The 24,054-nt window shown below is 72.5% G+C and carries 23 protein-coding genes; 7 read left to right on the forward strand and 16 right to left on the reverse strand.

The window, feature by feature from the left end:
- Positions 1-117: 117 nt before the first annotated feature.
- Both NAEX_RS40410 and NAEX_RS40415 read right to left on the reverse strand, forming a co-directional pair.
- The gene (locus NAEX_RS40410) at positions 118-2,577 is read right to left on the reverse strand and encodes a serine/threonine-protein kinase (RefSeq protein ID WP_096332790.1); all 2,460 of its coding nucleotides are present in this window, start codon (positions 2,575-2,577) and stop codon (positions 118-120) included.
- A 179-nt stretch (positions 2,578-2,756) separates the two neighbouring features.
- A complete protein-coding gene (locus tag NAEX_RS40415) occupies positions 2,757-4,370 on the reverse strand; it encodes a rhomboid family intramembrane serine protease (RefSeq protein ID WP_143140638.1) in 1,614 nt (537 codons plus the stop codon).
- A 166-nt stretch (positions 4,371-4,536) separates the two neighbouring features.
- On the opposite strand from NAEX_RS40415, the gene NAEX_RS40420 reads away from it, so the two are divergent.
- Positions 4,537-5,421 carry a M90 family metallopeptidase gene (locus tag NAEX_RS40420; protein WP_143140637.1) on the forward strand — a complete coding sequence of 295 codons (885 nt, stop codon included), beginning with the start codon at positions 4,537-4,539 and terminating at the stop codon, positions 5,419-5,421.
- Positions 5,422-5,496: 75 nt separating this feature from the next.
- Here the strand turns inward: NAEX_RS40420 and NAEX_RS40425 are convergent, their stop codons facing one another.
- From NAEX_RS40425 to NAEX_RS40435, 3 genes are read right to left on the reverse strand one after another with little or no spacing between them, the layout of a single operon-like run.
- On the reverse strand, positions 5,497-5,847 hold the full coding sequence (locus NAEX_RS40425; RefSeq protein ID WP_096332793.1) for a hypothetical protein: 351 nt from the start codon (positions 5,845-5,847) through the stop codon (positions 5,497-5,499).
- Positions 5,844-6,245, reverse strand: coding sequence for a sirohydrochlorin chelatase (locus tag NAEX_RS40430; RefSeq protein WP_096332794.1), 402 nt, complete (start codon positions 6,243-6,245; stop codon positions 5,844-5,846). Before NAEX_RS40430 ends, NAEX_RS40425 begins: the two co-directional genes overlap by 4 nt.
- Positions 6,242-7,447, reverse strand: a complete 1,206-nt coding sequence (locus NAEX_RS40435) for an NAD(P)-dependent oxidoreductase (protein WP_096332795.1) — start codon at positions 7,445-7,447, stop codon at positions 6,242-6,244. The genes NAEX_RS40430 and NAEX_RS40435 overlap by 4 nt, the downstream gene beginning before the upstream one ends.
- Before the next feature lie 248 nt (positions 7,448-7,695).
- Here NAEX_RS40435 and NAEX_RS40440 point away from each other — a divergent pair, with 248 nt between their 5' ends.
- Positions 7,696-9,675, forward strand: coding sequence for a hypothetical protein (locus NAEX_RS40440; protein WP_143140636.1), 1,980 nt, complete (start codon positions 7,696-7,698; stop codon positions 9,673-9,675).
- Between the two features lie 87 nt (positions 9,676-9,762).
- Here the strand turns inward: NAEX_RS40440 and NAEX_RS40445 are convergent, their stop codons facing one another.
- On the reverse strand, positions 9,763-10,206 hold the full coding sequence (locus NAEX_RS40445) for a universal stress protein (protein WP_096332797.1): 444 nt from the start codon (positions 10,204-10,206) through the stop codon (positions 9,763-9,765).
- Between the two features lie 76 nt (positions 10,207-10,282).
- On the opposite strand from NAEX_RS40445, the gene NAEX_RS40450 reads away from it, so the two are divergent.
- Genes NAEX_RS40450 through NAEX_RS40460 form a run of 3 tightly spaced genes read left to right on the forward strand, consistent with a single transcriptional unit; the run spans position 10,283 to position 13,183 of the window.
- Positions 10,283-10,708 (forward strand): CBS domain-containing protein, encoded by a 426-nt coding sequence (locus NAEX_RS40450; RefSeq protein ID WP_245913908.1) that lies wholly within the window; start codon positions 10,283-10,285, stop codon positions 10,706-10,708.
- Between the two features lie 28 nt (positions 10,709-10,736).
- On the forward strand, positions 10,737-11,450 hold the full coding sequence (locus NAEX_RS40455; RefSeq protein ID WP_096332798.1) for a response regulator: 714 nt from the start codon (positions 10,737-10,739) through the stop codon (positions 11,448-11,450).
- Positions 11,447-13,183, forward strand: coding sequence for a sensor histidine kinase (locus NAEX_RS40460; RefSeq protein ID WP_096332799.1), 1,737 nt, complete (start codon positions 11,447-11,449; stop codon positions 13,181-13,183). The genes NAEX_RS40455 and NAEX_RS40460 overlap by 4 nt, the downstream gene beginning before the upstream one ends.
- A 195-nt stretch (positions 13,184-13,378) precedes the next feature.
- Here NAEX_RS40460 and NAEX_RS40465 read toward each other — a convergent pair whose 3' ends face one another.
- From NAEX_RS40465 to NAEX_RS40510, 10 genes are all read right to left on the reverse strand, one after another.
- Positions 13,379-14,620, reverse strand: a complete 1,242-nt coding sequence (locus NAEX_RS40465) for a vWA domain-containing protein (RefSeq protein WP_096332800.1) — start codon at positions 14,618-14,620, stop codon at positions 13,379-13,381.
- Between the two features lie 137 nt (positions 14,621-14,757).
- Entirely contained in the window at positions 14,758-15,957 is a 1,200-nt protein-coding gene (locus NAEX_RS40470; protein WP_170136423.1) for a vWA domain-containing protein, read from the reverse strand.
- Between the two features lie 73 nt (positions 15,958-16,030).
- A complete protein-coding gene (locus NAEX_RS40475) occupies positions 16,031-17,185 on the reverse strand; it encodes a hypothetical protein (RefSeq protein ID WP_096332802.1) in 1,155 nt (384 codons plus the stop codon).
- Positions 17,185-17,823 carry a YcbK family protein gene (locus tag NAEX_RS40480; RefSeq protein WP_100793013.1) on the reverse strand — a complete coding sequence of 213 codons (639 nt, stop codon included), beginning with the start codon at positions 17,821-17,823 and terminating at the stop codon, positions 17,185-17,187. Before NAEX_RS40480 ends, NAEX_RS40475 begins: the two co-directional genes overlap by 1 nt.
- 84 nt (positions 17,824-17,907) lie before the next feature.
- Complete coding sequence (locus NAEX_RS40485; RefSeq protein WP_143140634.1) at positions 17,908-18,387, reverse strand: M67 family metallopeptidase; 480 nt, start codon at positions 18,385-18,387, stop codon at positions 17,908-17,910.
- A gap of 5 nt (positions 18,388-18,392) precedes the next feature.
- Entirely contained in the window at positions 18,393-19,373 is a 981-nt protein-coding gene (locus NAEX_RS40490; protein WP_096332805.1) for a PLP-dependent cysteine synthase family protein, read from the reverse strand.
- 12 nt (positions 19,374-19,385) lie between these two features.
- A complete protein-coding gene (locus NAEX_RS40495; protein WP_096332806.1) occupies positions 19,386-19,658 on the reverse strand; it encodes a ubiquitin-like small modifier protein 1 in 273 nt (90 codons plus the stop codon).
- Between the two features lie 31 nt (positions 19,659-19,689).
- A complete protein-coding gene (locus NAEX_RS40500; RefSeq protein WP_096332807.1) occupies positions 19,690-20,433 on the reverse strand; it encodes a HesA/MoeB/ThiF family protein in 744 nt (247 codons plus the stop codon).
- Positions 20,434-20,439: 6 nt separating this feature from the next.
- The gene (cysK, locus tag NAEX_RS40505; RefSeq protein ID WP_096332808.1) at positions 20,440-21,387 is read right to left on the reverse strand and encodes a cysteine synthase A; all 948 of its coding nucleotides are present in this window, start codon (positions 21,385-21,387) and stop codon (positions 20,440-20,442) included.
- 16 nt (positions 21,388-21,403) lie between these two features.
- Positions 21,404-21,865: an RrF2 family transcriptional regulator gene (locus tag NAEX_RS40510; protein WP_170136424.1), complete on the reverse strand. Its 462-nt coding sequence runs from the start codon at positions 21,863-21,865 to the stop codon at positions 21,404-21,406.
- Positions 21,866-22,188: 323 nt separating this feature from the next.
- Between NAEX_RS40510 and efp the strand changes: the two genes are divergently transcribed.
- Both efp and NAEX_RS40520 read left to right on the forward strand, forming a co-directional pair.
- Positions 22,189-22,749, forward strand: coding sequence for an elongation factor P (gene efp / locus NAEX_RS40515; protein ID WP_096332810.1), 561 nt, complete (start codon positions 22,189-22,191; stop codon positions 22,747-22,749).
- Between the two features lie 3 nt (positions 22,750-22,752).
- A complete protein-coding gene (locus NAEX_RS40520) occupies positions 22,753-23,754 on the forward strand; it encodes an amino acid--tRNA ligase-related protein (protein ID WP_096332811.1) in 1,002 nt (333 codons plus the stop codon).
- The last annotated feature ends 300 nt before the right edge of the window (positions 23,755-24,054 follow it).

Here is a 24,054-nt window from a genome sequence, read left to right on the forward strand (position 1 = left end):
GCGAGGCGACGGCGTCGCCGGCGCGCATCGCCGAGAGCGGATGTTCTCAGGAGCATGTCCTGATGAACATTTCTAGAAAGCCATGTCTTCGGCGACATGTCCTTCAGCGCCTGCGACTCACGCCCCGGCGGCGTGGGTGGCCAGCCAGGCGGCGATCTCGCGCTGGCGTCGGGCGTTGCGCGTGACGATCGCGTCGCGCTCGGCCTGGCGGGCGAGGGTGAGGGCGCGCTCGCGCTGGCTCGGCTCGTGGTCCCACAGCGCGCGGGCGAGGGCGAAGTGGGTGACGGCGCGGATGATCGGCTGCTGCGAGCGCTCGGCGAGGTCGCGGGCGCGCTCGAGGTCGGCGAGGGCGCGGGTGACCGCGCCGCGGCCGAGGTGCAGCGCGCCGGTGGCGGCGAAGTACTCGGCGAAGTCGAGGCGGTCGTTGCCGAAGGCGGCGATGATCTGCGGCAGCGCCGGCTCGATCAGCCTGCCGGCCTCGTCGAGGTGGCCGAGCTCGAGGTGCGCGAGCCCGAGGTTGGCCCGGGCGACGCACGTGAAGGGGTGCCGCGCGCCGAGGTAGCGGTCGAGGGTGACGCTGGCCTCGTGCAGGACCGCGCTCGCCTCCTCGACGCGGCCGCTGACGCGCATGGCCTCGCCGAGGCCGATCTGGGTGATCCCGAGCGGCAGCAGGTTGTCGGGCTCGGTGCGCCGGCGCAGCTCGATGCCGCGGCGGTACAGGGCCTCGGCCTCGCCGAGGCGGCCCTCGGCCGCGCGCGAGTTGGCGAGGTTGTTGAGCAGCTCGGCCTCGACGCCGACCTCGGGCGGGTGGCGGGCGATCAGGGCGCCGGCGATCGCGGCGGCTCGCTCGGCGGCGGCGTAGTCGTGGAGGCCGTAGCCCTGCACGTGGACGTCGGTGACGAGGGCGCGCAGCTCGATGGCGTCGTGGCCGGCGCGGATGCTGGTGAGGTAGGCGTCCCACAGCGAGGTGGCGGCCTGGTCGAGCTCGCCGGTCTCGCTGTGGATCCGTCCGTGCCAGAACAGCGCCTCGGCGAGGGTGGGGGCGTAGCCGGCGGCCTCGGCGGCTTGAATGGTGCGCTCGACGAGGGCGACGGCGCGATCGATCTGGCCGGCGAGGAACAGGGCCTCGACCTGGGCCAGGTCGCGCTGCAAGAGCTGCACGCGGGCGGCCACGGCCGGATCGGAAGGCAGGCCGAGGCGGCGCTGCTCGTCCATCAGGGCCGCCGGGTCGCCGCACGAGGCGGCCGAGCGCAGCCCGGCGACCGCCTGGGCGGCGTTCATGACGGTGCTGCGGTCGCCCTCGGCGAGGACGTCGACCAGCGCGTCGAGCTCGGCCTTGCGCCGCTGCAGGCAGTGCATCTGCAGGTCGAGCGCGGCGCTCGAGCGCTCGCCGGCGCGGTGGGCCTCGCAGGTGCGCACGTGCACGTCGGTCCACGCGGCGGCGTGGGCGTCGAGGGCCTGACGCGTGCGCGCGGCGGTGTCGGCTGCGAAGTCGAGGCCGGTCGCCAGCATGGCGCGCTCGACGGTGGCGCTGCGGGCCTCGTCCCACACGCCGACGAGGTGCTCGGCGGCGTCGCGGCAGGTGCCGCCGGTGCCGGCCTGGACGAAGGCGAACGAGGCGGCGGCGATGCCGACGAGGGCGAGGGCCCAGCGCACGCGCTTGCGGCCGCGCTCGGGCGCCGGGGCCAGCTCGGCCAGGAGGTCGTGCATGGTCGGAAAGCGCTGGTTCGGATCGCTCTCGAGCCCGCGCAGCACGGCTCGCTGGATCCGCACCGGCACGGGCGTGCGCGCGGGGATCGGGGCGCGCTCGCCGAGCAGGACGTTGCGGCTGACCTCCTCGATCGTGCTGCCGGGGAACGGGCGGTAGCCGAACAGCGCCTCGAACAGCGCGGTGCAGAAGCCGAACTGATCGGTGCGGCCGTCGCTCGGCTCGCGCAGGAACTGTTCGGGCGCCATGTAGGCCGGGGTGCCGATCAGCGAGCCGGCGGCGGTCATGCGCAGCACCGCGCGGCCCGACTGCGACAGCGCGGGGGCGGCGTCGCCTTCGCCGCCGAGGCCGACCGGGAGGGCGAGGCCGAAGTCCATGACGCGGACGCGGCCGTCGCTGTCGATCATGAAGTTGTCGGGCTTGACGTCGCGGTGGATGATGCCGGCGCCGTGGGCCGCGGCCAGGCCGCGCCCGGCCTGGACGAACACCTCGACGATCTCGGACCACGAGCGCGGCCTCTCCTCGAGCCACTCGGTGAGGGTGCGGCCGTGGACGAACTCGAGGGCGATGAAGATCTGGCTCTGCCACTCGCCGACGTCGTGCACCTGGATGACGTTGGGGTGCGACAGCTGGGCCAGCGCCTGGGCCTCGCGCAGCAGGCGGGCGCGGCCGGGGACGTCGCCGCTGAGCTTGCGGCGGACCAGCTTGACGGCGACGCGGCGGTCGAGGATCTCGTCGTAGGCGCTGTAGACGACGCCCATCGCGCCCTCGCCGATGCGGCTGAGGACGACGTAGCGGCCGAAGCGGAGGGCGTTCGCGTCCGGCTCGCCAGGGCCGGCCCCGCCGCCGGTGACCGCTTCGGTGACCATAAACGGCGGCAGCTTACCCGATGCCGGGCCTCGCCGGCGCGCCGGGCTCGTGCGTGTGCCAGGGCTCGTCGGGGCACGGCCAAGCTCACGCGGTCGAAGTCACGCGCCCGGCCATACGGGCGGCGCGCGCTGGCGCGCACGGGTGGCTTCAAGGGCATGTCGCGGAGGACATGTTTGAATCACCCTGTCTGTTCGAGCATGTCCGCGAAGCCACGCGAACGCCGCGGCAGGAACAGCGCCCCGAGGACCGCGCCGGCGGCGATCCCGGCGGCGTGGGCGGTGCCGCTGACCTCGGGGGTGACGCTGTCGAACACGACCTGGAGGCCGAACAGGATGGCGAGCGCGACCAGCTCGGCGCGGCCGATCCGGGTGCTCCGGAGGTCGCGCCGCAGCAGCAGGGCGGCGATCACGGCCCCGCCCAGCGCCATGATCGCCCCGGAGGCGCCGATCAGCAGCAAGGGGCTGGCCGGGTCGCGCAGGAAGACCACGGCGAGGCCGCTCAGCGCGGCGCTGAGGACGTAGATCGCGGCCAGGCGGGCCCGACCGTAGAGCGCCTCGACGAAGGTGCCGAAGCGCCACAGCATCAGGACGTTGAGGGTGAGGTGCAGGCCGCCGACGTGCAGGAGGGTGAGGGTGCCCAGCCGCCAGGCCTCGGACGGGCCGAAGTCGCCGGTAAAGAGGGCGCCCCAGGCGTAGGCGTGGTCGGGGTCGTAAGGATCGCCGGCGGCGGCGAAGACGGCGTAGAAGCCGACGAGGACGGCCATCCACGCCCAGGTCAGGCGCGGGCGCACGGCGTGGCGGCCGAGGAAGGTCGAGACGGCGCGCAGGGCCGGGGCGCCGCGGCGCAGGGCGGCCAGGCGATGGTCGAGCGCGGGCGTGCGGGTGGTCGCGGGCCGCGGCGGTCGGCGCACGATCATGGCGTCGAGCGAGACGAGGGTGGAGCGGGCGATCCGGTGCTCGCCGTGGTGCTCGAGCGCGCGCGCGAGGGTGCGGCGGGCGGCGTCGGGCCTCCCGGCGCACCACTCGGCGAGGGCGATGCACAGCTCGCGATCGCCGCGCGCGAGGTACATGCCGAGGCCCTCGGCGAGGGCGCTGGTGCGCGCGACGTCGCCGGCGAGCGCGTGGGCCTGAATGATGAGGCGCGCGGCTCGCTCGGGCTGCTGGAAGGTGGGGTCGCCGGCGATCGCCCGCGCGAGGGCCTCGGCGAGGGCGTCGCCGTCCGGGTCGGTGCAGGCGACGGCCTGGACGTAGATCGAGCCCAGACCCTGGGCGAACAGGCCGGCCCGCTCCTCGGGATCGGCGAAGGCGGCCCGCACGGCGTCGACGTCGCGGCGGTTGTGCAGGAGGACGATGTCGAAGGCGCGCCGCACCTGCGGCAGGCCGTGCGAGACGCGATCGAGCTCGGCGTCCGGGACTTCGTCGCCGGCCCGCAAGGCGAGGATGATCGGCAGGGCAGCCAGCTCGTCGCGCACGGCCCGGGTGGGGTGGATCCGCGCGAGCAACCAGGCGAGCCGCCGCGCTCGCTCCTCGTCGCCGGCGCCGATCGCCCGGTGCAGCCGCGTCTGCAGCGAGACGGGGGCGATGACGAGGAGGAGGTAGAGGCCGAAGGCGACGAAGCCGGGGCTGCTCGGCGCGAGCCGCCAAGCGAGCGCAGCGGCGAGGACGATGAAGGCGACGATCGCCCAGCCGGTGCGCGCGTCAGGCAGGCCGAGCCGGCGCAAGTAGAGGGCGTAGCCGAACAGGCCGATCGCGGTGACGACCAGCAGCGGGAGGGCGAGGGCGTCGATCGGCACGCGCACCGGCAGGGTAGCCGAGGCAGGCGTGCGCGGGTAGGCGCGCGCGCCGGTGACGAGCGAGGCCGGCCGGCGGAGGTCAGCGAGTTCGGCGCAGACGCGGACGGCCGGGCGCCGCAGGACGGCGGGGTAGGCGAGCGCGGCGGGTCGCGGTAGATCGGTCGTCGTGCTGGCGCGGGCGGCAGTGCGGTTGCAGTCGGCGATCGCAGCGGCGATCGCGGTGGTGACGGCGGTGCTCGTGCTGGCGGTGGCGCCGTGGTGGATGGTGGTGTTGGGGCCGCTGGTCGGGCTCGGCTATCGCGCGGCGGCGCTGCGACCGATCACGCGGCGCGAGCGGCTGGCGCTGGCGCCCGTGCCCGAGAGCTGGCGCTTGCTGTTGAGCAAGCGGGTGCCGTTCTACGGGCGGCTGACGCCGCCGGCGCAGAAGCGGTTCGAGGGCGACGTGGCGGTGTTCCTGGCCGAGCACCGGATCTACGGGCCGCAGGGCGCGGTGGTGCCGGAGGAGGTCAAGGTGATGATCGGCGCCGGGGCGGCGATGCTGATCCACGGGCGACCCGACTGGGAGTGGCCGCACGTGCGCGACATCGTCGTCCACCCGACGCAGTGGAACGAGGACGGCGAGCCCGGCGACCACCACGGGATCGCGGGCCAGGTCCACCTGCAGGGGCCGGTGCTGTTCTCGCGCAAGCAGATCCGGTTCGGCTTCCGCAAGCCCGACGGCGAGAACGTGGTGCTGCACGAGCTGGCCCACGTGCTCGACATGGCCGACGGCGCGGCCGACGGGGCGCCCGACCGCTTCGCGTGGACGGCGGTGCCCGGCTGGGAGGAGCTGGTCCGCAGCCGGCTGAAGGCGGTACGCCGAAAAAATGGCGGGCCGCTGCGCGCGTACGCCGGCACCAACTCGGCCGAGCTGTTCGCGGTGGCGGTCGAGGTGTTCTTCGAGCAGCCGCTGCGCCTGCGCAAGCAGGACCCGCAGCTGTACGAGGCGCTGGCGACGCTGTTCAACCTCGACCCGGACACCGGGACGCTGCGCCGACCGCTGCCGGCGTGAGGCTGGTCTTCGCCGTCCGTGTCGGGAGATCCGTCGGGACATGTTTTAAAAAACATGTCCCGATGGACATGTCTTTCAGAGCGGCGAGGCCGACAGCACGCGCACGGTGCAGACGGCGCCGGGGGTGGCGACCTCGACGCCGAGCGGGCGGGGCTTGCCGTCCTCCATCGCGGCGAGGCGGACGGCGACGGTGGTGCGGTGGACGGTGGCCGGGGCGGCGAAGCCGATCACGTGCTGCTGGCCCTTCTCGGTGCTGTCGATGCCGTGGAGGATCGCGCGGGCGTCGGGCTGCTGCGGGTCGCGGGTCAGCTCGACCGCGAGGACGACCACGAAGCTCCGCGGCGAGGCATTGACGAACACGGGGCCCTCGACCGGGTGGTTGGGGTCGAGCGAGGGGTTGGAGAACACGACGTCGTACGCGCTCATGCCGGGGAGGATAGCGCCACTCGCCGCAGCGCTGCCGCGGCGAGGGCGTCGAGCACGTCGGGGTCGGTGGCGAGCGCGTCGCCGGAGAGCGCGATCTCGAGGCTCGCGTGGTCGCGCTGGATCCGGGCGACCAGCTCCGGGACGTCGCGCTTCAAGTGGCGCCCGCCGCCGGACAGGAACACCGGCACGACGACGACGCGGCGCACGCCGCTCTCGCCGAGCCGCGCGATCACGTCGCCGAGCGCGGGGCCGTGCTCGAGCGTGGCGATCGCGACCGTCAGCGCCGGAGCGAGGACGCGCAGGCGCGCGGCGATCTGCTCGACCGGCCTCAGCCAGTCGGGATCGGGGCTGCCGTGGGCGAGGAGCGCCAGCGCCTGCGCGGGGGCCGAGGCGCTCATGTCCGGGCGGCGCGCAGCTCGACGGCGAGGATGGCCTCGTGATCGCGGAGCCGCTGCAGGCACTCGTCGCTCGGCGCCTGCTCGAAGGTGATGGTGGCGCAGGCCGCCTCGCCGCCGGCGAAGATGGTGTTGCTCATGCCCTGGACGTTGACCCGCTCCTCCCGCAGGGCCATGAGGATGCCGGCGAGCACGCCGACGCGGTCGAGGTGGCGGACGACCAGGCTGTAGCGAGCGACGCGCTCGTTGAGGTTGACGGCGTGGTGGACGATGCCGCGGGCGACGAAGCTCTCGATGATCCGCACCACCTCGTCGCTGATCGCCGACTCGGCCTGCTCGGTGGAGGCGCCGATGTGCGGGGTGGCGTAGATGTCGCCGACGTCGCCGGCGATGTTCTTGAAGTCGGCCTGGCCGCCGGCCGGCTCGCCCTCGAAGACGTCGAGGCCGGCGCGCAGCCGACCGGACCGCACGGCCTCGGCGAGGGCCTTGTCGTCGACGACGCCGCCGCGCGAGGTGTGGATCAGGGTGGCGCCCGGCCGCATGCGCGCGATCTGGTCGGCGCCGATCAGGTGGTGGTTGGCCTTGGAGTAGGGGACGTGGACGCTGACGATGTCGCTGGCGTCGAGGAGGGCGCCGAGGTCGGCGACCTGGACCACACCGTGCGCCTCGAGCAGCTCGGGCGCGATCGGGTGATGGGCGCAGGTGAGGAGCTTGAGGCCGAAGGCGCGGGCGCGCACGGCGACCTCGCGGGCGATCATGCCGAAGCCGACGAGGCCGAGGGTCTGACCCTTGAGGCCGCGCGCCTTGCCGTACTTGCTCTTGTTCCAGGTGCCGTGGCGCAGCTCGAGGGTGGCGTCGACGATCCGCCGGTCGAGCGCGAGGATCAGGCCCATGGTCAGCTCGGCCACGGCGATCGCGTTCTTGCCGGGACAGTTGGCGACGAAGATCCCGCGCCGGCTGGCGGCCGCGGTGTCGATCGTGTTGGTGCCGGCTCCGGCACGCACGACCAGCGACAGCGGCGGCGAGGCGGCAAGGGCGGTCTCGCTGACGACCGTCGAGCGGACGACCAAAATGTCGGCCTTCGTCTCGGCCAGCGCGGCCGGCAGCTGCTCGGCGGAGAGCTCCGGCCGGTACACGACCTCGCCGAGGCGACCCAAGACTTCACGACCACTCGCAGGAAACTTGTCGGCGATCAGCACCAGCATGGCGGCGATCCATACCACGCCCGGCGCGCGCTCCGTCGCGAACTCGCGCGCGCGTGCGGGTCGAGAGCGAGGCTCCTGGTGAGTGGAATTTTTCGAGAAGTTGAAGTCTCTTGAGCGAAAAAAGGTGAAGTAAAAGGAGAGGTCGAGTCGAGGCGGTCGGCGGGGGTCCGCGAGCTGTCGCGGTGGCGGCGCGAACGCGGTGGTGCGAGAGACTGGCGGTGGTTGCGAGATCTCGCTATGGGTCGCCGATGTCTCGCATGCGCCTCGAGTGGATCGCGATCGCCTCGCTGACGGCGTGTGGGGCGACGCCGACGGCCGACACCTCCGCGGGTCGGCCGGCGACGGCAAGCCCGGCGCCGCCGGTGACCGCGAGCGAGCCGACGAGCGCCGAGCCGTCGGCGCCGCCGGTCGCGGCAGCCGTCCCGGCCGCGCCGCGGCCGTTGCCGACCGCGGCGGACGCGGGCGAGTGCCCGGCGGCCGACGATCGGGCCTACGGGATCCTGGTGTCGCCGCAGCGGCCGGCGGTCGGGCAACCGATGCGGGTGCTGGCGGCGACGCTGGCGGGCGAGGAGGCGCTGGCGCTGCGGGTCGAGGGCGGGCCTGCTCCTTCGGACATGCGCTTTTGGACAGGCGCCCCGGCGGCGGCGCTGGCGACGGTGACGCCGGACAAGGCGGGCGAGCTGGTGATCGTCGCGGGCCGCGGCGGGGTCGGCAAGGCCTGCCTCAAGGTGAAGGTGCGCGAGCGGGCGGGGCGTGACGCGCCGCCGCCGGCGGGCACGGCGGTGTGGTCGAGCCAGCGCGCGTGGGACAGCGGCGAAGAGGCGCTGTACTCGGCGTGGGTGCGGGCGCTGTTCCACGCCGAGCCGGGGGTCGATCTGGCGTACACGGCGCTCGACCAGGTGACGCGCGACCCGGCGCGCAACCTCCTCCACGACGCGTACGGGTGGGGCGAGGACGCGGCGCCGCAGCAGGGCGGGCTGCACATGCGGCCCGACTGCGCCGACACGCCGTACTTCCTGCGCGCGTACTACAGCTGGAAGCGGGCGCTGCCGTTCGCGTTCCGCGGCTGCTCGCGCGGCGGGCCGGGCAAGCCGCCGCGCTGCGGCGAGGCGACGTCGAACCTGGCGGCCCCGGCCGGCTCGGGGCCGCAGCCGGGGCAGCTCGGGGCGGTGCAGCACTTCATGCGCCGCACGCTGGCGTGGGGTGTGCACACCGGCAACGGGCGCGTGGCGCTGGGCGACGAGCGCAGCGACCTGTATCCCGTGCGCCTCGATCGCCGCTCGCTGCGGCCGGGCACGGTCTACGCCGATCCATACGGGCACATCCTGGTGCTGGTCGAGCTGTTCGCCGGCGAGGGCGGGCGCCCGGGGGTGCTGTACGCGGTCGACGGCCAGCCCGACGGCAGCATCACCCGCAAGCGGTTCTGGGAGGGCAACTTCTTGTGGAACCCGGACCCGCTGCTCGGCGGCTCGGGGTTCAAGAATTTCCGCCCGATCACGATCCGCGACGGCGCGGCCACGCCGCTCGGCGACGCCGAGATCGCGGCGCACGCCGACTACGGCGATCTGTCCCAAGAGCAGGGTTCGCTGACGGCGCCGGCGTTCTACGACCGCATGGAGGCGATCATCTCCCCGGGCACGCGCGACCCGTTCCTCGCGCTCGAGGAGGCGGTGGCGGCGCTGTACGAGCAGGCGCGCGTGCGCGTGACGTCGGTCGGCAACGGCGACGCGTTCTTCAAGCAGAGCCCGGGGGCGACGATCGCGATGCCGGACGGCTTCGCGGTGTTCGAGACGACGGGCTCGTGGGAGTCGTACTCGACGCCGGCGCGCGACCTGCGGCTGCTCATCGCCATCGACGTGGTCCGCGGCTTCGCCGACAAGGTGCGGCGCCAGCCGGCGGTGTTCGCGGCGGAGAAGGACCTCGAGGGCGTCGTCCGCCGGCTCGAAGAGGCGCGCGACAAGCTGCTCGCCGATCCGAAGTTCCGCTTCGAGTACGTGCGCAGCGACGGATCGAAGTGGCCGCTCGGGCTCGGCGAGCTGGTGGCGCGCGCGCGCGCGCTCGAGGTCGCCTACAACCCCAACGACTGCCCGGAGCACCGCTGGGGCGCGCCGGCCGGCAGCGAGGAGGCGAAGACCTGCTCGCGGCGGGCGCCGGCCGAGCAGCAGACGAAGATGGAGCGCTACCGGGAGTGGTTCTCGGCCCGCAAGCGTCCGGCGCGCGGGACCTGAGCCGTCGATCGAGCGCAGTCGCCGGCTGTCGCAGCGATCGCGTCGGGGACGGTCCGCAGGGCGTGCGCGCCCGGACAGCTGGCCGGATCAGGCGGCGGCGTCGCGCGGCGGGCGGACGACGAGGACGCTGCAGGGCGCGTGGTTGACGACGCGCGCGGCGGTGGTGCCGAGCAGGCGATCGAGGGTGTCGAAGCCGTGGCTGCCGAGGACGATGAGGTCGGCGCCGATGGCGTCGGCGATGTCGCAGATCACCTGGGCGGGTCGGCCGAGGCGGACGTGGATCTCGCCGGGGAACGCGACCGTGAGGGAGCCTCGCAAGCTCCGCAGGTCGTGGTGCGCGAGCTCCACCAGGCGCGAGCCGAGCTCCTCGCCGCTGAGCGACCAGGCCTCGACGGGCATGCCGAGCGGGACGTTGACGGCCCGGCAGAGATCGAGGGCGGCGCCATGGCTGGCGGCGAGCTCCGCGGCCTGGCGGAGGACGAGGTCGGTCCGCGGGGACCCGTCGAGGGCGGCGAGGATGCGGGTGTACATGCGCGGCGAATTTTAGATCGTCGGCGCGAGGTTGTTCACCTTTTCCGTGCGCGCGGGAGAGCGTAGCCTCCCGGCCATGGTCGACCATTCCACCCCGGTCCGCGACGTGATGACGCCGGCCCCGATCACCATCGGACGCGCTCAGACGCTGTCCGACGCGGCCCGGCGGATGCACGAGCACCACATCCGTCACCTGCCCGTGCTCGAGGGCGGGTACCTGTTCGGGATCCTCAGCGAGCGAGACATCGACCTCATCGAGAGCCTGCGGGACGTCGACCCCGACGCGGTCAAGGTCGAGGAGGCGATGACGCAGGACCCGTACCGCGTCGGCCCCGACGTGACGGTGGGCGAAGTGGTACGGACGATGGCCGCGCACAAGTACGGCTCGGCGGTGGTGATGCACGAGGGCCGCGTGGCCGGGATCTTCACCACGGTCGACGCCCTGAACCTGCTGGCCGCGGTCCTGGCGCCCGCCGCCGCGCCGCAGGCCAAGGGTGTATGATGCGCCCGCGCCGGGGTTCGGGGCGAACATGAGCGGGCTGATTCTCATCGTCGAAGACGAACGCGATCTGGTGGCGACCCTCGAGTACGCGCTCGAGCGCGAGGGCTTCCGCACCCGGTCGGCCTACACCGGTCGGCAAGCGCTCGAGATCGCGGTCACCGAGCCGGCGCCCGACCTCGTGCTGCTCGACCTGATGCTGCCCGACATGTCCGGCACGCAGGTCTGCCAGCAGCTCCGCGCCGGCGAGCGCACGCGGGCGATGCCGGTGATCATGATGACGGCCAAGGCCGAGGAGGTCGATCGCGTGGTCGGCTTCGAGGTCGGCGCCGACGACTACGTGGTCAAGCCGTTCAGCCTGCGCGAGCTGATGCTGCGGATCCGGGCGGTGCTGCGGCGCAAGGCCCCGGCCGAGACGACTCTGGCGCCGACGCCGTACGGCCGGCTCCGCGTCGACATGGACGGCCACCGCGTGTGGGTCGACGAGGGCGAGGTCACGCTGACGGCGCTCGAGTTCCGCCTGCTGACGACGCTGATCGCCCGCCGCGGCCGGGTCCAGACCCGCGACGCGCTGCTCGCCGACGTGTGGGGCGTGCAGCCGGGGCTGACGACGCGCACGGTCGACACGCACGTCCGCCGCCTGCGCAAGAAGCTCGGCGACATCGCCGACTACGTGCAGACGCTGCGCGGGGTCGGCTACCGCTTCACGACCGACCTGCGCGCGGCCGAGGACGACGAACCGTGAGGCTCGACGTCCGCGGCAAGCTGTTCCTCGTCTCGGTCCTGCTGGTGTTGTCGGTCGTGCTGGTGGCCGGCGGCTACCTCGAGGGCCAGATCCGCGAGTGGGCCCACGGCCGCGCCGAGGCCGAACTGCTGGCCCAGGCGCGGGTCGCCCGGGTCGCGCTGGCCTACGACGACGCGCCCGCCGACGCGGTCGCCGACCAACTCGGCGCGGCAAGCGGCGCGCGGGTGACGATCATCGACGCGTCGGGCAAGGTGCTCGGCGACTCCGAGATCGCGGAGGGCGAGCTGGCGACCGTCGACTCGCACAGCGACCGCCCCGAGGTCGTCGCCGCGGTCGCCGAGGGCGAGGGCCGGGCGGTCCGCTACAGCGCGACGCTCGGCACCGACATGATGTACATCGCGGTGCCGTTCACGGCCGGCGCGGTGACGGGCACGGTCCGCGTCGCCCGCCCGCTCGAGGAGATGGACGCGGCGGTGCGTCGCCTGCGGATCGCGCTCGGGATCGCCGGCCTGCTCAGCCTCGCCGGCGCGGTGGTGCTGAGCGGCCTGGCGTCGCACTTCCTGGCCCGCACGCTGCGCACGCTGGTCGAGGACGCGCGCCGGGCGGTCGACGGCGAGGAGCCGCGCGTGCCCGCCGAGCCGGTCGACGAGCCGGGGATGATCGGCTCGCTCAACCGCATGGCGGCCGAGCTCGAGACGACGGTGGGGATGCTGGCGGCCGAGCGCAGCCGCTTCGAGGCGGTGCTCGAGAGCATGGACGAGGGCGTGGTCGCGGTCGACCAGGCGCAGCAGCTGACCCTGATCAACCGCGCGGCGCTCGGGTTGCTCAGCCTGTCGATCGAGCACGGCGGCTCGACGCTGGCCGAGCGGATCCCGATCCCCGCGCTCCATGAATTGGTGCAGCGCGCGCTGGCCGGCCAGCCGGAGCGCCGCGAGTTCGAGACCCGCACGACGCCGCCGCGGCAGGTGCTGGCGTACGCGAGCCCGCTGCGCAACCAGCAGGGCGCGGTGGTGGTGATGCACGACGTGACCGAGATCCGCCGGCTCGAGCGGGTCCGCCGCGACTTCGTCGCCAACGTGTCGCATGAGCTGCGCACGCCGGTCAGCATCATCCGCGCCAACGCGGAGACGCTGCTCGACGGGGCGATCGAGAAGCCGGAGGTCGCGCGCCGGTTCCTCGACGCCCAGCTGCGCAGCGCCGACCGCCTGGCGGCGCTGGTCGCCGACCTGCTCGAGATCTCCCGCATCGAGGCCGGGACCTACGAGATCAGCCCCGACGAGATCGAGCTCGAGCCGATCGTCGCCCACACGATCGACGAGGTCGAACGCCTGGCCCAGGAGAAGCACATCGAGATCACGTCGGATGTCCCCGAGGACATGACCGTTTGGGCAGACGAGCAGGCGCTCGAGCAGGTGCTGCTCAACCTGATCGACAACGCGGTCAAGTACACCCCGGTCGGCGGGAAGATCGTGGTGCGCGCCAAGAAGCGCGACGACATGGTCCGCATCGAGGTCGAGGACAACGGCCCCGGCATCGAGGCCCGCCACCGCGCGCGGGTGTTCGAGCGGTTCTACCGGGTCGACAAGGGCCGCTCGCGCGAGGTCGGCGGCACCGGCCTCGGCCTGGCGATCGTCAAGCACCTGGCCGAGGCGATGGACGGCCAGGTCGGGGTCGAGCCGGCCGAGCCGCAAGGCTCGAAGTTCTGGCTGCACCTGCCGGCGGCGACGGATTGACGCGAGCTGCCTACGGCAACGGACAGACGCCCGCGTCGGTGTTGGTGAACCGGGGTGCGCACACCTGGCCGACGCCCGGTGCGGGTCCCCGGACGGGCGAGGGCGACTCATGGCGGGCGCTGCCATCTTGGCGGCACCCGCGGCCGGAGAGCGAGGACAAAGCGAGCGCGAGGGCGTTCGCCCCCGCGCGGCCTTTCAGCCGATGAAGCAGCCGTACTCGATCTGCACCACGCCGGTCTCCTTGTAGAGCTCGCACGCGTCCCCGCAGAGGATGATCGCGTCGCGGTCGGGCGTGGTGTACTTCCAGCCGGCCTCGTCGTCGCAGTTGGCGACCTGCGTGTCCTGGCCCTCGTAGACCTGCTGCGCAGGGTCGTCGTCGCCGCCGACCTCGACGCGCTGGATGTAGAACATCTCCGGGACCGGCTCGCCGAGCTTGATCTCGCACGAGACGACCTGCTGCGTGATCGCGTTGAGCGCGTCTTGCAGCTCGGTCTGGTTGAGGGCGTTGTAGAATTTCTCGTCGCCGGGCCGCGCGGTGCCGCCGAGCTCGGCCAGCTCGTTGAGCTTCTCGTAGGTGTTGGTGTTGTCGGGGTTGCCGTCGACCACCGTCGGCGAGAACACGTCCTCGATGTCGATGCCGATGACGTAGGTCGGGAAGCCCATCGCCGCGGCCTCGGCGACCACCAGCGGCAGGTTGTCGTCGTACGCGTTGAACAGCTCGGGCGTCACCGTGCCCGCCTTGCAGTTGGCGGCGCCGTCGGTGACGAGGATGATGAACTTCGGCTCGTCGTCCTGGAGGCTGGCGAGCTCTTCCAGGGCGACCTGGATGCCGGCCGCGGCCGGGGTGCCGCCGGCGATCGTCATGGTGTCGGCCGGCGGCAAGGCGGCGAGGATCGCGGCGCCGCTCTGCGGGCCGATCGGCACCAGCGGGTCGGGATCGACCGGGCAGGCGGCCGGGCCGTAGGCGCTGGTGGCGGTGAGCGACGGGAACAGCACCGCGCCGAAGTTGATGACGTTGTCGAGGCCGGCGAAGATCGACTCGACGACCGAGTGGAGGCTCATCCAGCGGGTGATGTCGGGGGTGTTGGGGTCAGCGTCGTGGTCCCAGAAGCCGGACTCCTCCGAGATCATCGAGCCCGACTTGTCGAGCACGAGCATGACCCGCGGGATGACGGGCTCGATCGCCATCGGCACGAACTCGTCACACACCAGCGGACCGTCCTCGGTGGTGGTCCCGGTGACGTCGGGCCCGGTGCTGGTGGGTGCCCCGGTGGTCGGGTCGTCCGGCTCGGTGGTGCCGGTGGTGCTGGTCAGCGGAGGCAGCTCGACGCCGGTCGTGCCGGGGGTCGAGTTGGCTCCCGCGGTGTCGTTGTCTTCGCCAGGGCACGCGCTCAGGAGCGCGACGGAAGCTACGGTTACGAACAGAGGGCGCTGCATGCCGGGGCAGTACCCGCGCCCGCGCTTTCAATTGGGAGGGCGAAAAAAGGAGGCTAAGCCAAGCCAAAACGGCGACCGCGGCGGGTCCGGAGCATGCGCGCCCTCGCTCGCCCCGGACCCGCGCGGCGCCGAACTCTTCAGGGGATGAAGCAGCCGTACTCGATCTCGATGCGCCCGGTGGCCTTGTAGTGCTCGCAGGCCGCGCCGCACAGCAGGATCGCGTCACGCGCGGGGGTCGTGTACTTCCAGCCGCTCTCGCTGTCGCAATCGCCGACCTGCGTGTCCATGCCCGGGTACTCCTGCTCGTCGGGGCCCTCCTCGCCGATCTCGACCAACTGGATGTAGAAGAAGTCCGGGACGGGCTTGCCGAGGCCGATCTCGCACGACACGACGTCGCCGGTGATCGCCATCAGCGCGGCCTGCAGCTCCTGCTCGTTGGTGGCGTTGTAGAACTTCTCGTCGCCCGGCCGCGCGGTGCCGGCGATCTCCGCCAGCTCGTTGAGCTTCTCGTAGGGGTTGATGCCGTCCGGGTTGCCGTCCTGCAGCACCGGCGTGAGCGCGTTCGAGATGTCGATGCCGACGACGTGGGTCGGATAACCGGCGGCGCGCGCGTCGGCGACGGTGGTGGCCAGGCGGCCGTCGTAGTCGTCGAACAGCGCCTCGTTGTCGGGGTCGCAGTTGGCGGCGCCGTCGGTGATGAAGATGATGAACTTCGGCTCGTCGCCCCCGAGGCCGTCGAGCTCGCTGACGGCGGCGAGGATGCCCTCGGTCGACGGGGTGCCGCCCGCGATCGTGGTGGTGTCGCCCGGCGGGATGGCGTCCAGGATCGCCGCGCCGCTCTGCGGTCCGACGGGCACCAGCGGCTCGGCGTCGACGACGCAGGCGTCGATGTTCGGCTTCGAGGTCGCGGCGAGCGACGGGAACAGCACGGCGCCGAACTGGACGACGCTGTCGAGGCCGCCGACCATCGACTCGACGACCGCGCGCAGGCTCGACCAGCGCGTCACGGGTTCGGTGGCAGGATCGCCGTCGTGGTCCCACTCGAGCAGCATCGAGCCCGACTTGTCGAGCACGAGGACGATCCGCGGGATGATCGGCTCGGGCGTCGCCGGGATGAAGTCGTCGCACTTGATCGGCCCGTCGTCGGTGGTGCTGCTGCTCGTGGTGGTCGGATCGGGCTCGTCCAGGGTGGCGGTCCCGGGCTCGCCGGTGCTGGTGCTGTCGTCCAGCGTCGTCGGCGGGAGGATGCTGGTCACCACCTCCGAGGTGGCGTCGCTGTCGCTGTCGGCCTTACCGCCGCCGGGACACGCGGAGAGGAGGAGCGCAAACCAAGCCATGGAAAGGAGTGAGCGCGGCATGACAGGGCAGTACCCGCCGCGTCGCAATCAATTGCGGGTCGCGTGTCGATCGCTACGGGCAGCCGAAGCGCAACCGGGCGATCGCGCCCGCGTGTAGGCGAGCGCAGGCGTCAGGGCACAGCTCGAGCGCGAGGTGGTCGTCGTCGCGCCAGCGCCACGCCTGCTCGTCGGTGCAGTCGGGGTCGGCGCGGTGCATGCGGCCGTCGACGTCGAGGGCGACGAGGTCGGGGTAGTCGGGCGCGGCGTCGATGCGGATCCGGCACGCATCGACCTCGTCGGCCAGGGGAGCCAGGCGCTCGCGCAGGCCGGCGATGACCTGCGGCAGGGCGGCGCTGTCGCGCAGGTGGAGGTAGTGCTCGGGGCCCGCCTGCGCCGCGCCGCCGGCCAGCGCGAGCTGGTTGAAGTACTCGTGCGGGTTGACGTCGTCGATCATGCTGTCGCCGGCGGCGGGCGGGGCCATCACGTCCATGACGCTGATGCCGACGACGATGGTGGGGATCCCGCCGGCGAAGCTCTGCTCGACCAGCGGGTAGACCTCGACGTCGAGCTTCTCGGCGAAGTCCGAGCTGATCTGCGGCGTGGCGGTGCAGTTGGGCGGGTTGTCGCTGACGAGGACGATCGCGCGGGCGCGCACGGGGCCGCCCTCGCTCGGCTCGAACAGGTTGGACCAGGCCTCGCGCAGCGGGTTCTCGCCGATCGGCGGCGACGAGGTGTCCTCGGGGACGGCCGCGAGGATCGCCGCGGCGGCGTCCTCGGCGTCGAACGGGACCCGCGAGTTGTCGTTGAGGTTGCAGATGCCCTGCTCGGAGATGAGGGTCGGGGTCGGAAAGACGACGGCGCCGAAGTCGACGCGGTCGGCGAACTCGGGCACGACGGCGTGGACGAGCTGGTGGACGCCGTCCCACCGCGACGGCCCGGGCGGGTCGTCGGCCTGGGCGCAGCGCTCGCGCTCCTCGGGGTCGTCGAGGCAGCGGCGCATCGACTTCGAGTGGTCGAGCAGCCAGGCGACCTGCGGCCGCAGGTCGGCGAGGTCGATCGTCATGCCGCTGCAGCGGCGCTCGCGGGCGCACACGCCGTCGTCCTGGCACGGCAGGCCGGGGCCGCAGTCGGCGTCCGCCTCGCAGCGCTCGCCCCACAGCGCCTGTCCCTCGAAACATGACCCGAGGACCAGGGCGAGGGCGAAGCCGACGGGGGCCGCGCGCGCCATCAGTGGCCCTTCCAGGTCCGGCGCTTGCCGGTGTCGAGGTGGACGAACTGGCTGACCGGGTAGTAGCCGACGCCGCCCTTCCACCGCTTGAGCGCGTACTTGTACAGCTTGTCGGCCTTGACCCCCGGCAGCGAGAAGTCGATCGCCTGGCTGCGCGCGTGCTGGCTGTCGCGCGCGACCTCGCGGCCCTTCTTGGTGAGCATCAGGTTGAACTTGGGGTGGCGGAAGCCGCTGACGATGTGGACCTCGCGGGCGCCGAAGTGGTCGGCGGCCGCGATGACGCCGGCGATCAGCTCGGCCGGGTGGCTGGCCAGCTCGTCGGTGAAGCGGCAGCGGAAGAACCGCGCCAGCGCGCCCTCGGGGTGCGGGCCCCGCAGCGGCATGACCTCGAGCGTGTGCAGGTGCCGGGCGAACAGCACGGGCTCGGCCTCGGCGCCGGCGCGCGGGGAGTCGCGGCAGGCCGGGTCGATGAGACATGTGCCATCGGACATGTCCTTCGGGCAACACGCGCGCCGGGCCGGCGGGGCGGCTCGCTTGGCCGCGAGGTAGGCGGCCTTCTTGTCGCCCTCGTGCTCGCCGGTCGGACCGCCGGCGGGGCCGGGTCCGACGAGCGCGGCGACGAGGAGGGCGACCAGCACCCGCACAGTCTAGTGCCTCGACCGGGGCATTTCGAGCGCGCGGGCGGCTCTCCGGGCCGCCCGGACGGACTTCGGCGACCGGCTCTAGCGCGCTTCGCCGGGGAAGCGCGCGACCTCGACGTAGGCCCCGGGGCCGACGTCGCGCACGCGGCGGAACAGCACGGCGCCGGCGATCTCGTGCTCCTGCGCGTCGACGACCAGGTAGTCGACGGGGTAGCCGGCAGCCAGCGCCGCGGCCTCGTCCTCGGCCGAGAAGTAGGCGCCGACCCGCGGGTGCGAGTGGTAGATGATCGTGGGCGGATCGTCGCCGTCGAACGCGCGCGTGAACTCCATCAGCTCGCGGCCGCCGAAGTTGTAGCCGTTGGCCGAGGTGCGCGGGTAGGTCTCGGGGTCCATCGCGTGCAGCTTGTCCATGAAGTTCTTGCACGGATAGAGCCGCATGTCGGCGCCGCGACCCCTGAGGTAGCCGCAGCACTCGCTCGGGAACTCGGCCCGCGACTGGGCGTAGATCCGGGCCAGCAGCGCGGCGGGGATGACGAATTCGGAACCTGGCGTCTCGGACATGTCCTTCACCACAGGTAGCGCTTCTCCCAGCGCAGCGGGACGAAGTAGCGGTCGCCGCGGTCGCACAGGATGGTGACGACCACGCCGCGGCGGCCCTCGGCGGACAGCTGCTTGGCGACCCGCAAAGCGCCGGCGACGTTGCCGCCGGAGGAGTGGCCGACGAACAGGCCCTCCTCCTTGGCCAGCCGCTCGGCCATGTCCCAGCCCTCGTCGGTCGGCATCCAGATCGTGTCGTCGAGCACGCTCGGGTCGTAGATCGCCGGCACGATGCTCGAGGGCAGGTGCTTCATGCCCTCGAGGCCGTGCATGGCGTCGTCGGGCTGGATGGCGATGCAGCGGATCGCGGGGTCGAGCTCGTGCAGCCGCCGCGAGGTGCCGACGACCGTGCCGCTGGTGCCGATGCCGGTGACGAAGTGAGTGACGCGGCCGCCGGTCTGCTGCCAGATCTCGGGCGCGGTCGTGTGGTAGTGCGCCAGCGGGTTGTTCGGGTTCTTGTACTGGTCGGCGTAGTGCCAGCGATCGGGCTCGCGCTCGACGAGCTCGTGCGCCAGCCGGATCGCGCCGTCGCTGCCCTCCATCGGGCTGCTGTAGACGATCTCGACGCCGTAGGCGGTGGTGACCTGCTTGCGCGGGGCGCTGACGTTCTCCGGCATCACCAGGGTGACGGGCACGCCGAGCGCGGCGCCGACCATGGCGTAGGCGATGCCGGTGTTGCCGCTGGTGCTGTCGATGAGGCGCACGCCCGGGCGCAAGAGCCCGCGCTCCAGCGCGTCGCGGACGATCCGCAGCGCGGCCCGATCCTTGACCGAGCCGGCCGGGTTGCAGAACTCGCACTTGGCCCAGATCTCGACGCCGGGCGCGTCGCGCTCGATGTGGTGCAGCCGCACCAGCGGGGTGTTGCCGACGAGGTCGACGATGCTGTCCGTTCGGACAGCTCGCGCCGGACGCAGGTCGGTCAGGAGTTGTTCGCGGCCGGTGGGCAGCATGTGGCGTGCCGCTCAACCGCCGGCGATCGCGGGGACGATGCTGATCTCGTCGCTGTCCTTCACCGCGGTGGCGAGGTTGTCGAGGAAGCGGATGTCGTCCTCACCGACGAACACGTTGACGAACCGCCGCACCTTGCCGGCCTCGTCGCAGATCCGCTCCTTGATGCCCGGGTAGCTCTGCTCCAGGCCGTCGAGCACGCTGCCGACGGTCTGGCCGGCGATCGTGACCTCTTCGCGGCCTTGGGTGTACTTGCGCAGGGGAGTGGGGATCCGGACGTTGGGCATGACGGTGTGTTCAGTATAATGAACAGAGGTTTCAGCGACTGCAAGCCGCTCCCGCCGCCGAGGCGCAGGCTGGCCCCAGCGGGCCGCGGGCGGGCGGAGGCGCGTGAGGGTCGCATCCGGAGCAGCCGGCTCGCCGGGCCGGGCGGATCTGCTGCGGGCGAAGCTCGCGGAGGTCGAGCGCGACGAGCGTGCCGGCGATGTCCTGGCCGGCGTCGAGGGCGACCGCGAGGTGCGCCATCATGAAGCCGAGCGCGCCGGCGGCGGCGCCGAGCACGCCGACGGCCGCGCACGAGGGCGCGAGCTCGGCCGGCGGCGCGGCCTCGAAGACGCAGCGGAAGCAGGCGCCGGCGCCGTGACGCACGGCCATCGCCTGGCCGCCCCAGCGCTGGACGCCGCCGATGACGAGGTCGAGGCGGTGCTCGCCGCACAGGTCGTGGACGAGGAACTTGAGGTCGGGCTGGTCGCTGCACTCGAGGACGACGGTGCCCGGCGACTGGGCCGCGAGCAGCGATGAGAGCGTGCGCTCGTCGAGGCGGAGGGGGATCGGCTCGACCTGCAGCCGCGGGTCCGTCGCACGCAAGCGCCGGGCCGCGGCCTCGACCTTGGGCGCACCGACGTCGCCGAGGTCGTAGAGGACCTGGCGATGCAGGTTGGTCGCGTCGACGACGTCGCAGTCGACGACGCCGACGTGACGCGCGCCAGCACCGACGAGGCCGAGCAGGGCAGGGCAGCCGAGGCCGCCGGCGCCGAGCACGAGGAAGCGACCGCCGGCCATCGGGCCTCAGGCGCCCGCGGGCGCGGCGAATTGCTCGTCGAGCGAGAAATAGCGCTCGCCGGTGTCGCACAGGACCGTGACGACGTCCTTGCCCGGCCCGAGCTCGGCCGCGAGCGCGAGGGCGGCGACCATGGCGGCGCCGGCCGAGATGCCGACGAGCAGGCCCTCCTCGCGGGCGAGCCGCTGCTTCATGCGGAACGCCTCGTCGTCGCCGATCCGGGCCACGCGGTCGAACACGCGGGTGTTGAGCACCGGCGGGACGAAGCCGGCGCCGATGCCCTGGATCTTGTGCGGCCCCGGCGTGCCGCCGCTGAGCACCGGGCTGCGATCGGGCTCGACCGCGACGATGACCACGTCGGGCCAGCGCGCGCGCAGGACCTCGCCGACGCCGGTGAGCGTGCCGCCGGTGCCGACGGCGGCGACGAAGCCGTCGACGCGGCGATCGCCGAGCTGGGCCATCAGCTCGAGCGCGGTGGTCCGGCGGTGCATCTCCGGGTTGGCCGGGTTCTCGAACTGGTGGAGCATGACGTGACCTGGCCTTTGGCACAGCTCGCGCGCACGCGCGACGGCCCCCTCCATCCACTCGACCTCGGGGGTCAGCACGATCTCGGCGCCGTAAGCCTTGAGCAGGTTGCGGCGCTCGAGGCTCATGCTCTCGGGCATGGTGAGGATCAGCCGATAGCCCTTGACCGCGGCGACCAGCGCGAGGCCGATGCCGGTGTTGCCGCTGGTCGGCTCGACGAGGACGCTCTCGCCGGGACGGAGCTGCCCGCGGGCCTCGGCGGCCTCGATCATCGCCAGAGCGATGCGATCCTTGACCGAGCCGCCCGGGTTCAGCATCTCGCACTTGCCCCACACGGTGGCGTGGGCCTCGGAGGCGTGGAGCTTGCGGATCCGGACCAGCGGCGTGTTGCCGATCAGGCTCAGGATGTCGTCGACACAGACCGGCGGCATGCGGGTCAGGATGCGATCAAATGATGAAGTCCGTCGAGCGGCGGCGGAAGCTGTCGCGTGCCTCGCCGAGCAGCTGCTCGAGGCTGAGCTGGCCGACCGCGGCCTCGAAGCGAGCGTCGACCGAGCGCTCGACGATCCGCGTGATCTCGTCCTGCGGGTCGCCGGTGACGGGGCCGCTGCTGGTCGGGGTCGACAGCGCCTGCAGCACCTCGGCGATCGAGATGTCGGCGGCGGGACGGGCCAACTTGTAGCCACCGCGCGGGCCGCGCTTGCCCACCACGAAGCCGGCCTTGCGCAGCTCGCCGATGATTTCCTCCAAATACCGCGAGGGAATCGCCTGTTGCTCCGCGATGACGTGGGCCGAGGCGTATCCCCGGTGAGCGACATGGCAAAGGGCACGCAGGCCGTATCGAGCTTTGGTCGTAAGCTGCATTTTCCGGTGGGCCTCGATGAAAAATCTGGCCCCGGACTTTGCCACAACTTCGCCGCGTCCGTTACCGAATTCTCGCGGGAAAACAGTGGTGCAGGGACCCCGGTCGCACGCCCTTTCACCGTTTAAAATTCGGGGAATCTGCGGGCGTCCGCGCGCAGAATGGGTCTGCGCTGGTCCCATGGGCAAATGAGCGAAAACGCTCGACCCGCTCGGGGAGATCCGCGGGGCTCGACCGGGATCCGCCTTGCGCGAACGCCGCACGAATGCGCAGAGCGCGCGACGGCTGCGCACGAGACTTCTCTCGAGCGGGCCCGGCGGTGTTCGCCGTTGACAGCGAGGCCGCCGAGGTACTACCCACCCGCACGCCCATGGATGTCTCCGAACTCCGCAAGAACGCAAAAGTCCAGCTCGACGGCCAACCCTACGTCGTGGTCGAATTCTTGTTCGTCAAGCCGGGCAAGGGGCAGGGGCTCTACAAGTGTAAGCTCAAGAACATGATCACCGGCGCGGTCCTCGACCGGACCTGGCGCTCGGGCGAGAAGTTCGACCCGGCCAACGTCGAGTCGCGCAAGATGCAGTACCTGTTCAAGGATCAGAACGGGTTCACCTTCATGGACAACGAGAGCTACGAGCAGGTCGCGCTCGCCGACGAGATCGTCGGCGACGACGCCGCCTTCCTGCTCGACCAAATCTCGGTCGACGTCCTCTTCTACAACGACCGCCCGGTCGGCGTGACGCTGCCCAGCCACATCGTCATGACCATCACCGAGTGCGAGCCGGGCGTGAAGGGCGACACCGCCACCAACGCGACCAAGAACGCGGTCGTCGAGACCGGCCACAAGATCCAGGTCCCGCTGTTCATCCGCGAGGGTGACAAGGTCAAGATCGACACCCGCACCGGCGCCTACGTCGAGCGCATCAACACCTAGCTCATGGCGGCGGAGCTCGGCGGGCTGGCCTGGCCGGCCCGCGTGCAGATCTGGGACGCCGCGCTGGCCGCCGTGCGCGGCTATTTTCGCGACCAGGGCCTGCGGGAAGTGAGCACCCCGGTGCGCGTCCCGGCGGTCGCGGTCGAGCCGTTCATCGACCCGATCGCCGCGCCGCCGGGCCTGTTGGCGACCAGCCCCGAGCTGGCGATGAAGCGGCTGCTCGTGCGCGGCAGCGGGCCGATCTTCCAGATCGCCCACGTGTTCCGCCGCGCCGAGGTCGGCGAGCGTCACAGCGAGGAGTTCCACCTCGTCGAGTGGTACCGCCTCGGCGCCGACCTCGATCCGCTGCTCGCCGACGTCGAGGCGCTGGTCTCCCGCGTGTTTGCAGCGACAGGTTCGAACGGACATGTCCCGAAGACCTGGCAGCGCGCCCGCTTCCTCGAGGCGGTGACGGCGACCTGCGGCGCGCGACTGCGCGGCGACGAGGGCCCTGAGCGGCTGATCGCCGCGCTGCCGCCGGCGCTGGCCGCCGAGGCCGCCCGCGCGCTCGCGGCGACCGGCGAGCCCGACTCGCCGGCGCGGACGCTGCTGGCCTGGACCGCCTTCTTCACTGCCTGGTCGGACATGTTCCTCGAGCCATGGCTGAAGGGACATGAAGGAACGCACCTGATCGACTTCCCGGCGCCGCTCGCCGCGCTGGCGGTGACCGACCCGGCCCGGCCGTGGCTGGCGCGGCGGGCCGAGTGCCACGTCGGCGGGCTGGAGATCGCCAACGGCTACGTCGAGCTGCGCGACGCCGACGAGCAGCGGCGCCGGTTCGCCACGGTCAACGAGCTGCGGCGGGTCCACCGGTCGCCGGCGCTGCCGATCGACGAGGACTTCCTGGCGGAGCTGCCCGGGCTGCCGCCGTGCGCCGGGATCGCTCTCGGCCTCGACCGCCTGATCGCCCTCGCAGCCTGCCGCACGCGCCTCGCCGACGTCTCGCTCGCCCTCGCCGGCGGGTGAGAAGACCCGATGCAGAAGGGGCTCGGGCGATCCACGGCCCGCACCGCCGGTGCGTGCGGACAGGGGAGGGCGCCGGCGGCGACGTGCCGGCGGCGAGAACGTCGTCGCGGGCCTCGGGCGGGGATGCGGCGCGAGGGGTGGGGCGCGCGCTGGACGGATGACTAGGGCGAACGAAGATCGGCGGATCGGACCGAGTTCGGACGCCCCACCGCGCAAACCGCCTCGCACGTGGGCCGTGGGCTTGCGGCCCCGCCGCCAGCACAAAAGATCGCCGGCACGGCCGCGCTCGGATCCGCGGGG

The sequence above is a fragment of the Nannocystis exedens genome, assembly GCF_002343915.1.
Lineage (GTDB): Bacteria > Myxococcota_A > Polyangia > Nannocystales > Nannocystaceae > Nannocystis > Nannocystis exedens.

Bases quoted from the DNA above. Each gene is read 5' to 3' on its own strand.
- NAEX_RS40410 (WP_096332790.1), bottom strand. From the start codon at position 2,577: ATGGTCACCGAAGCGGTCACCGGCGGCGGGGCCGGCCCTGGCGAGCCG.
- NAEX_RS40425 (WP_096332793.1), bottom strand. From the start codon at position 5,847: ATGAGCGCGTACGACGTCGTGTTCTCCAACCCCTCGCTCGACCCCAAC.
- NAEX_RS40430 (WP_096332794.1), bottom strand. From the start codon at position 6,245: ATGAGCGCCTCGGCCCCCGCGCAGGCGCTGGCGCTCCTCGCCCACGGC.
- NAEX_RS40435 (WP_096332795.1), bottom strand. From the start codon at position 7,447: ATGCTGGTGCTGATCGCCGACAAGTTTCCTGCGAGTGGTCGTGAAGTC.
- NAEX_RS40440 (WP_143140636.1), top strand. From the start codon at position 7,696: ATGTCTCGCATGCGCCTCGAGTGGATCGCGATCGCCTCGCTGACGGCG.
- NAEX_RS40445 (WP_096332797.1), bottom strand. From the start codon at position 10,206: ATGTACACCCGCATCCTCGCCGCCCTCGACGGGTCCCCGCGGACCGAC.
- NAEX_RS40450 (WP_245913908.1), top strand. From the start codon at position 10,283: ATGGTCGACCATTCCACCCCGGTCCGCGACGTGATGACGCCGGCCCCG.
- NAEX_RS40455 (WP_096332798.1), top strand. From the start codon at position 10,737: ATGAGCGGGCTGATTCTCATCGTCGAAGACGAACGCGATCTGGTGGCG.
- NAEX_RS40465 (WP_096332800.1), bottom strand. From the start codon at position 14,620: ATGCAGCGCCCTCTGTTCGTAACCGTAGCTTCCGTCGCGCTCCTGAGC.
- NAEX_RS40470 (WP_170136423.1), bottom strand. From the start codon at position 15,957: ATGGCTTGGTTTGCGCTCCTCCTCTCCGCGTGTCCCGGCGGCGGTAAG.
- NAEX_RS40475 (WP_096332802.1), bottom strand. From the start codon at position 17,185: ATGGCGCGCGCGGCCCCCGTCGGCTTCGCCCTCGCCCTGGTCCTCGGG.
- NAEX_RS40485 (WP_143140634.1), bottom strand. From the start codon at position 18,387: ATGTCCGAGACGCCAGGTTCCGAATTCGTCATCCCCGCCGCGCTGCTG.
- NAEX_RS40490 (WP_096332805.1), bottom strand. From the start codon at position 19,373: ATGCTGCCCACCGGCCGCGAACAACTCCTGACCGACCTGCGTCCGGCG.
- NAEX_RS40495 (WP_096332806.1), bottom strand. From the start codon at position 19,658: ATGCCCAACGTCCGGATCCCCACTCCCCTGCGCAAGTACACCCAAGGC.
- NAEX_RS40500 (WP_096332807.1), bottom strand. From the start codon at position 20,433: ATGGCCGGCGGTCGCTTCCTCGTGCTCGGCGCCGGCGGCCTCGGCTGC.
- cysK (WP_096332808.1), bottom strand. From the start codon at position 21,387: ATGCCGCCGGTCTGTGTCGACGACATCCTGAGCCTGATCGGCAACACG.
- efp (WP_096332810.1), top strand. From the start codon at position 22,189: ATGGATGTCTCCGAACTCCGCAAGAACGCAAAAGTCCAGCTCGACGGC.
- NAEX_RS40520 (WP_096332811.1), top strand. From the start codon at position 22,753: ATGGCGGCGGAGCTCGGCGGGCTGGCCTGGCCGGCCCGCGTGCAGATC.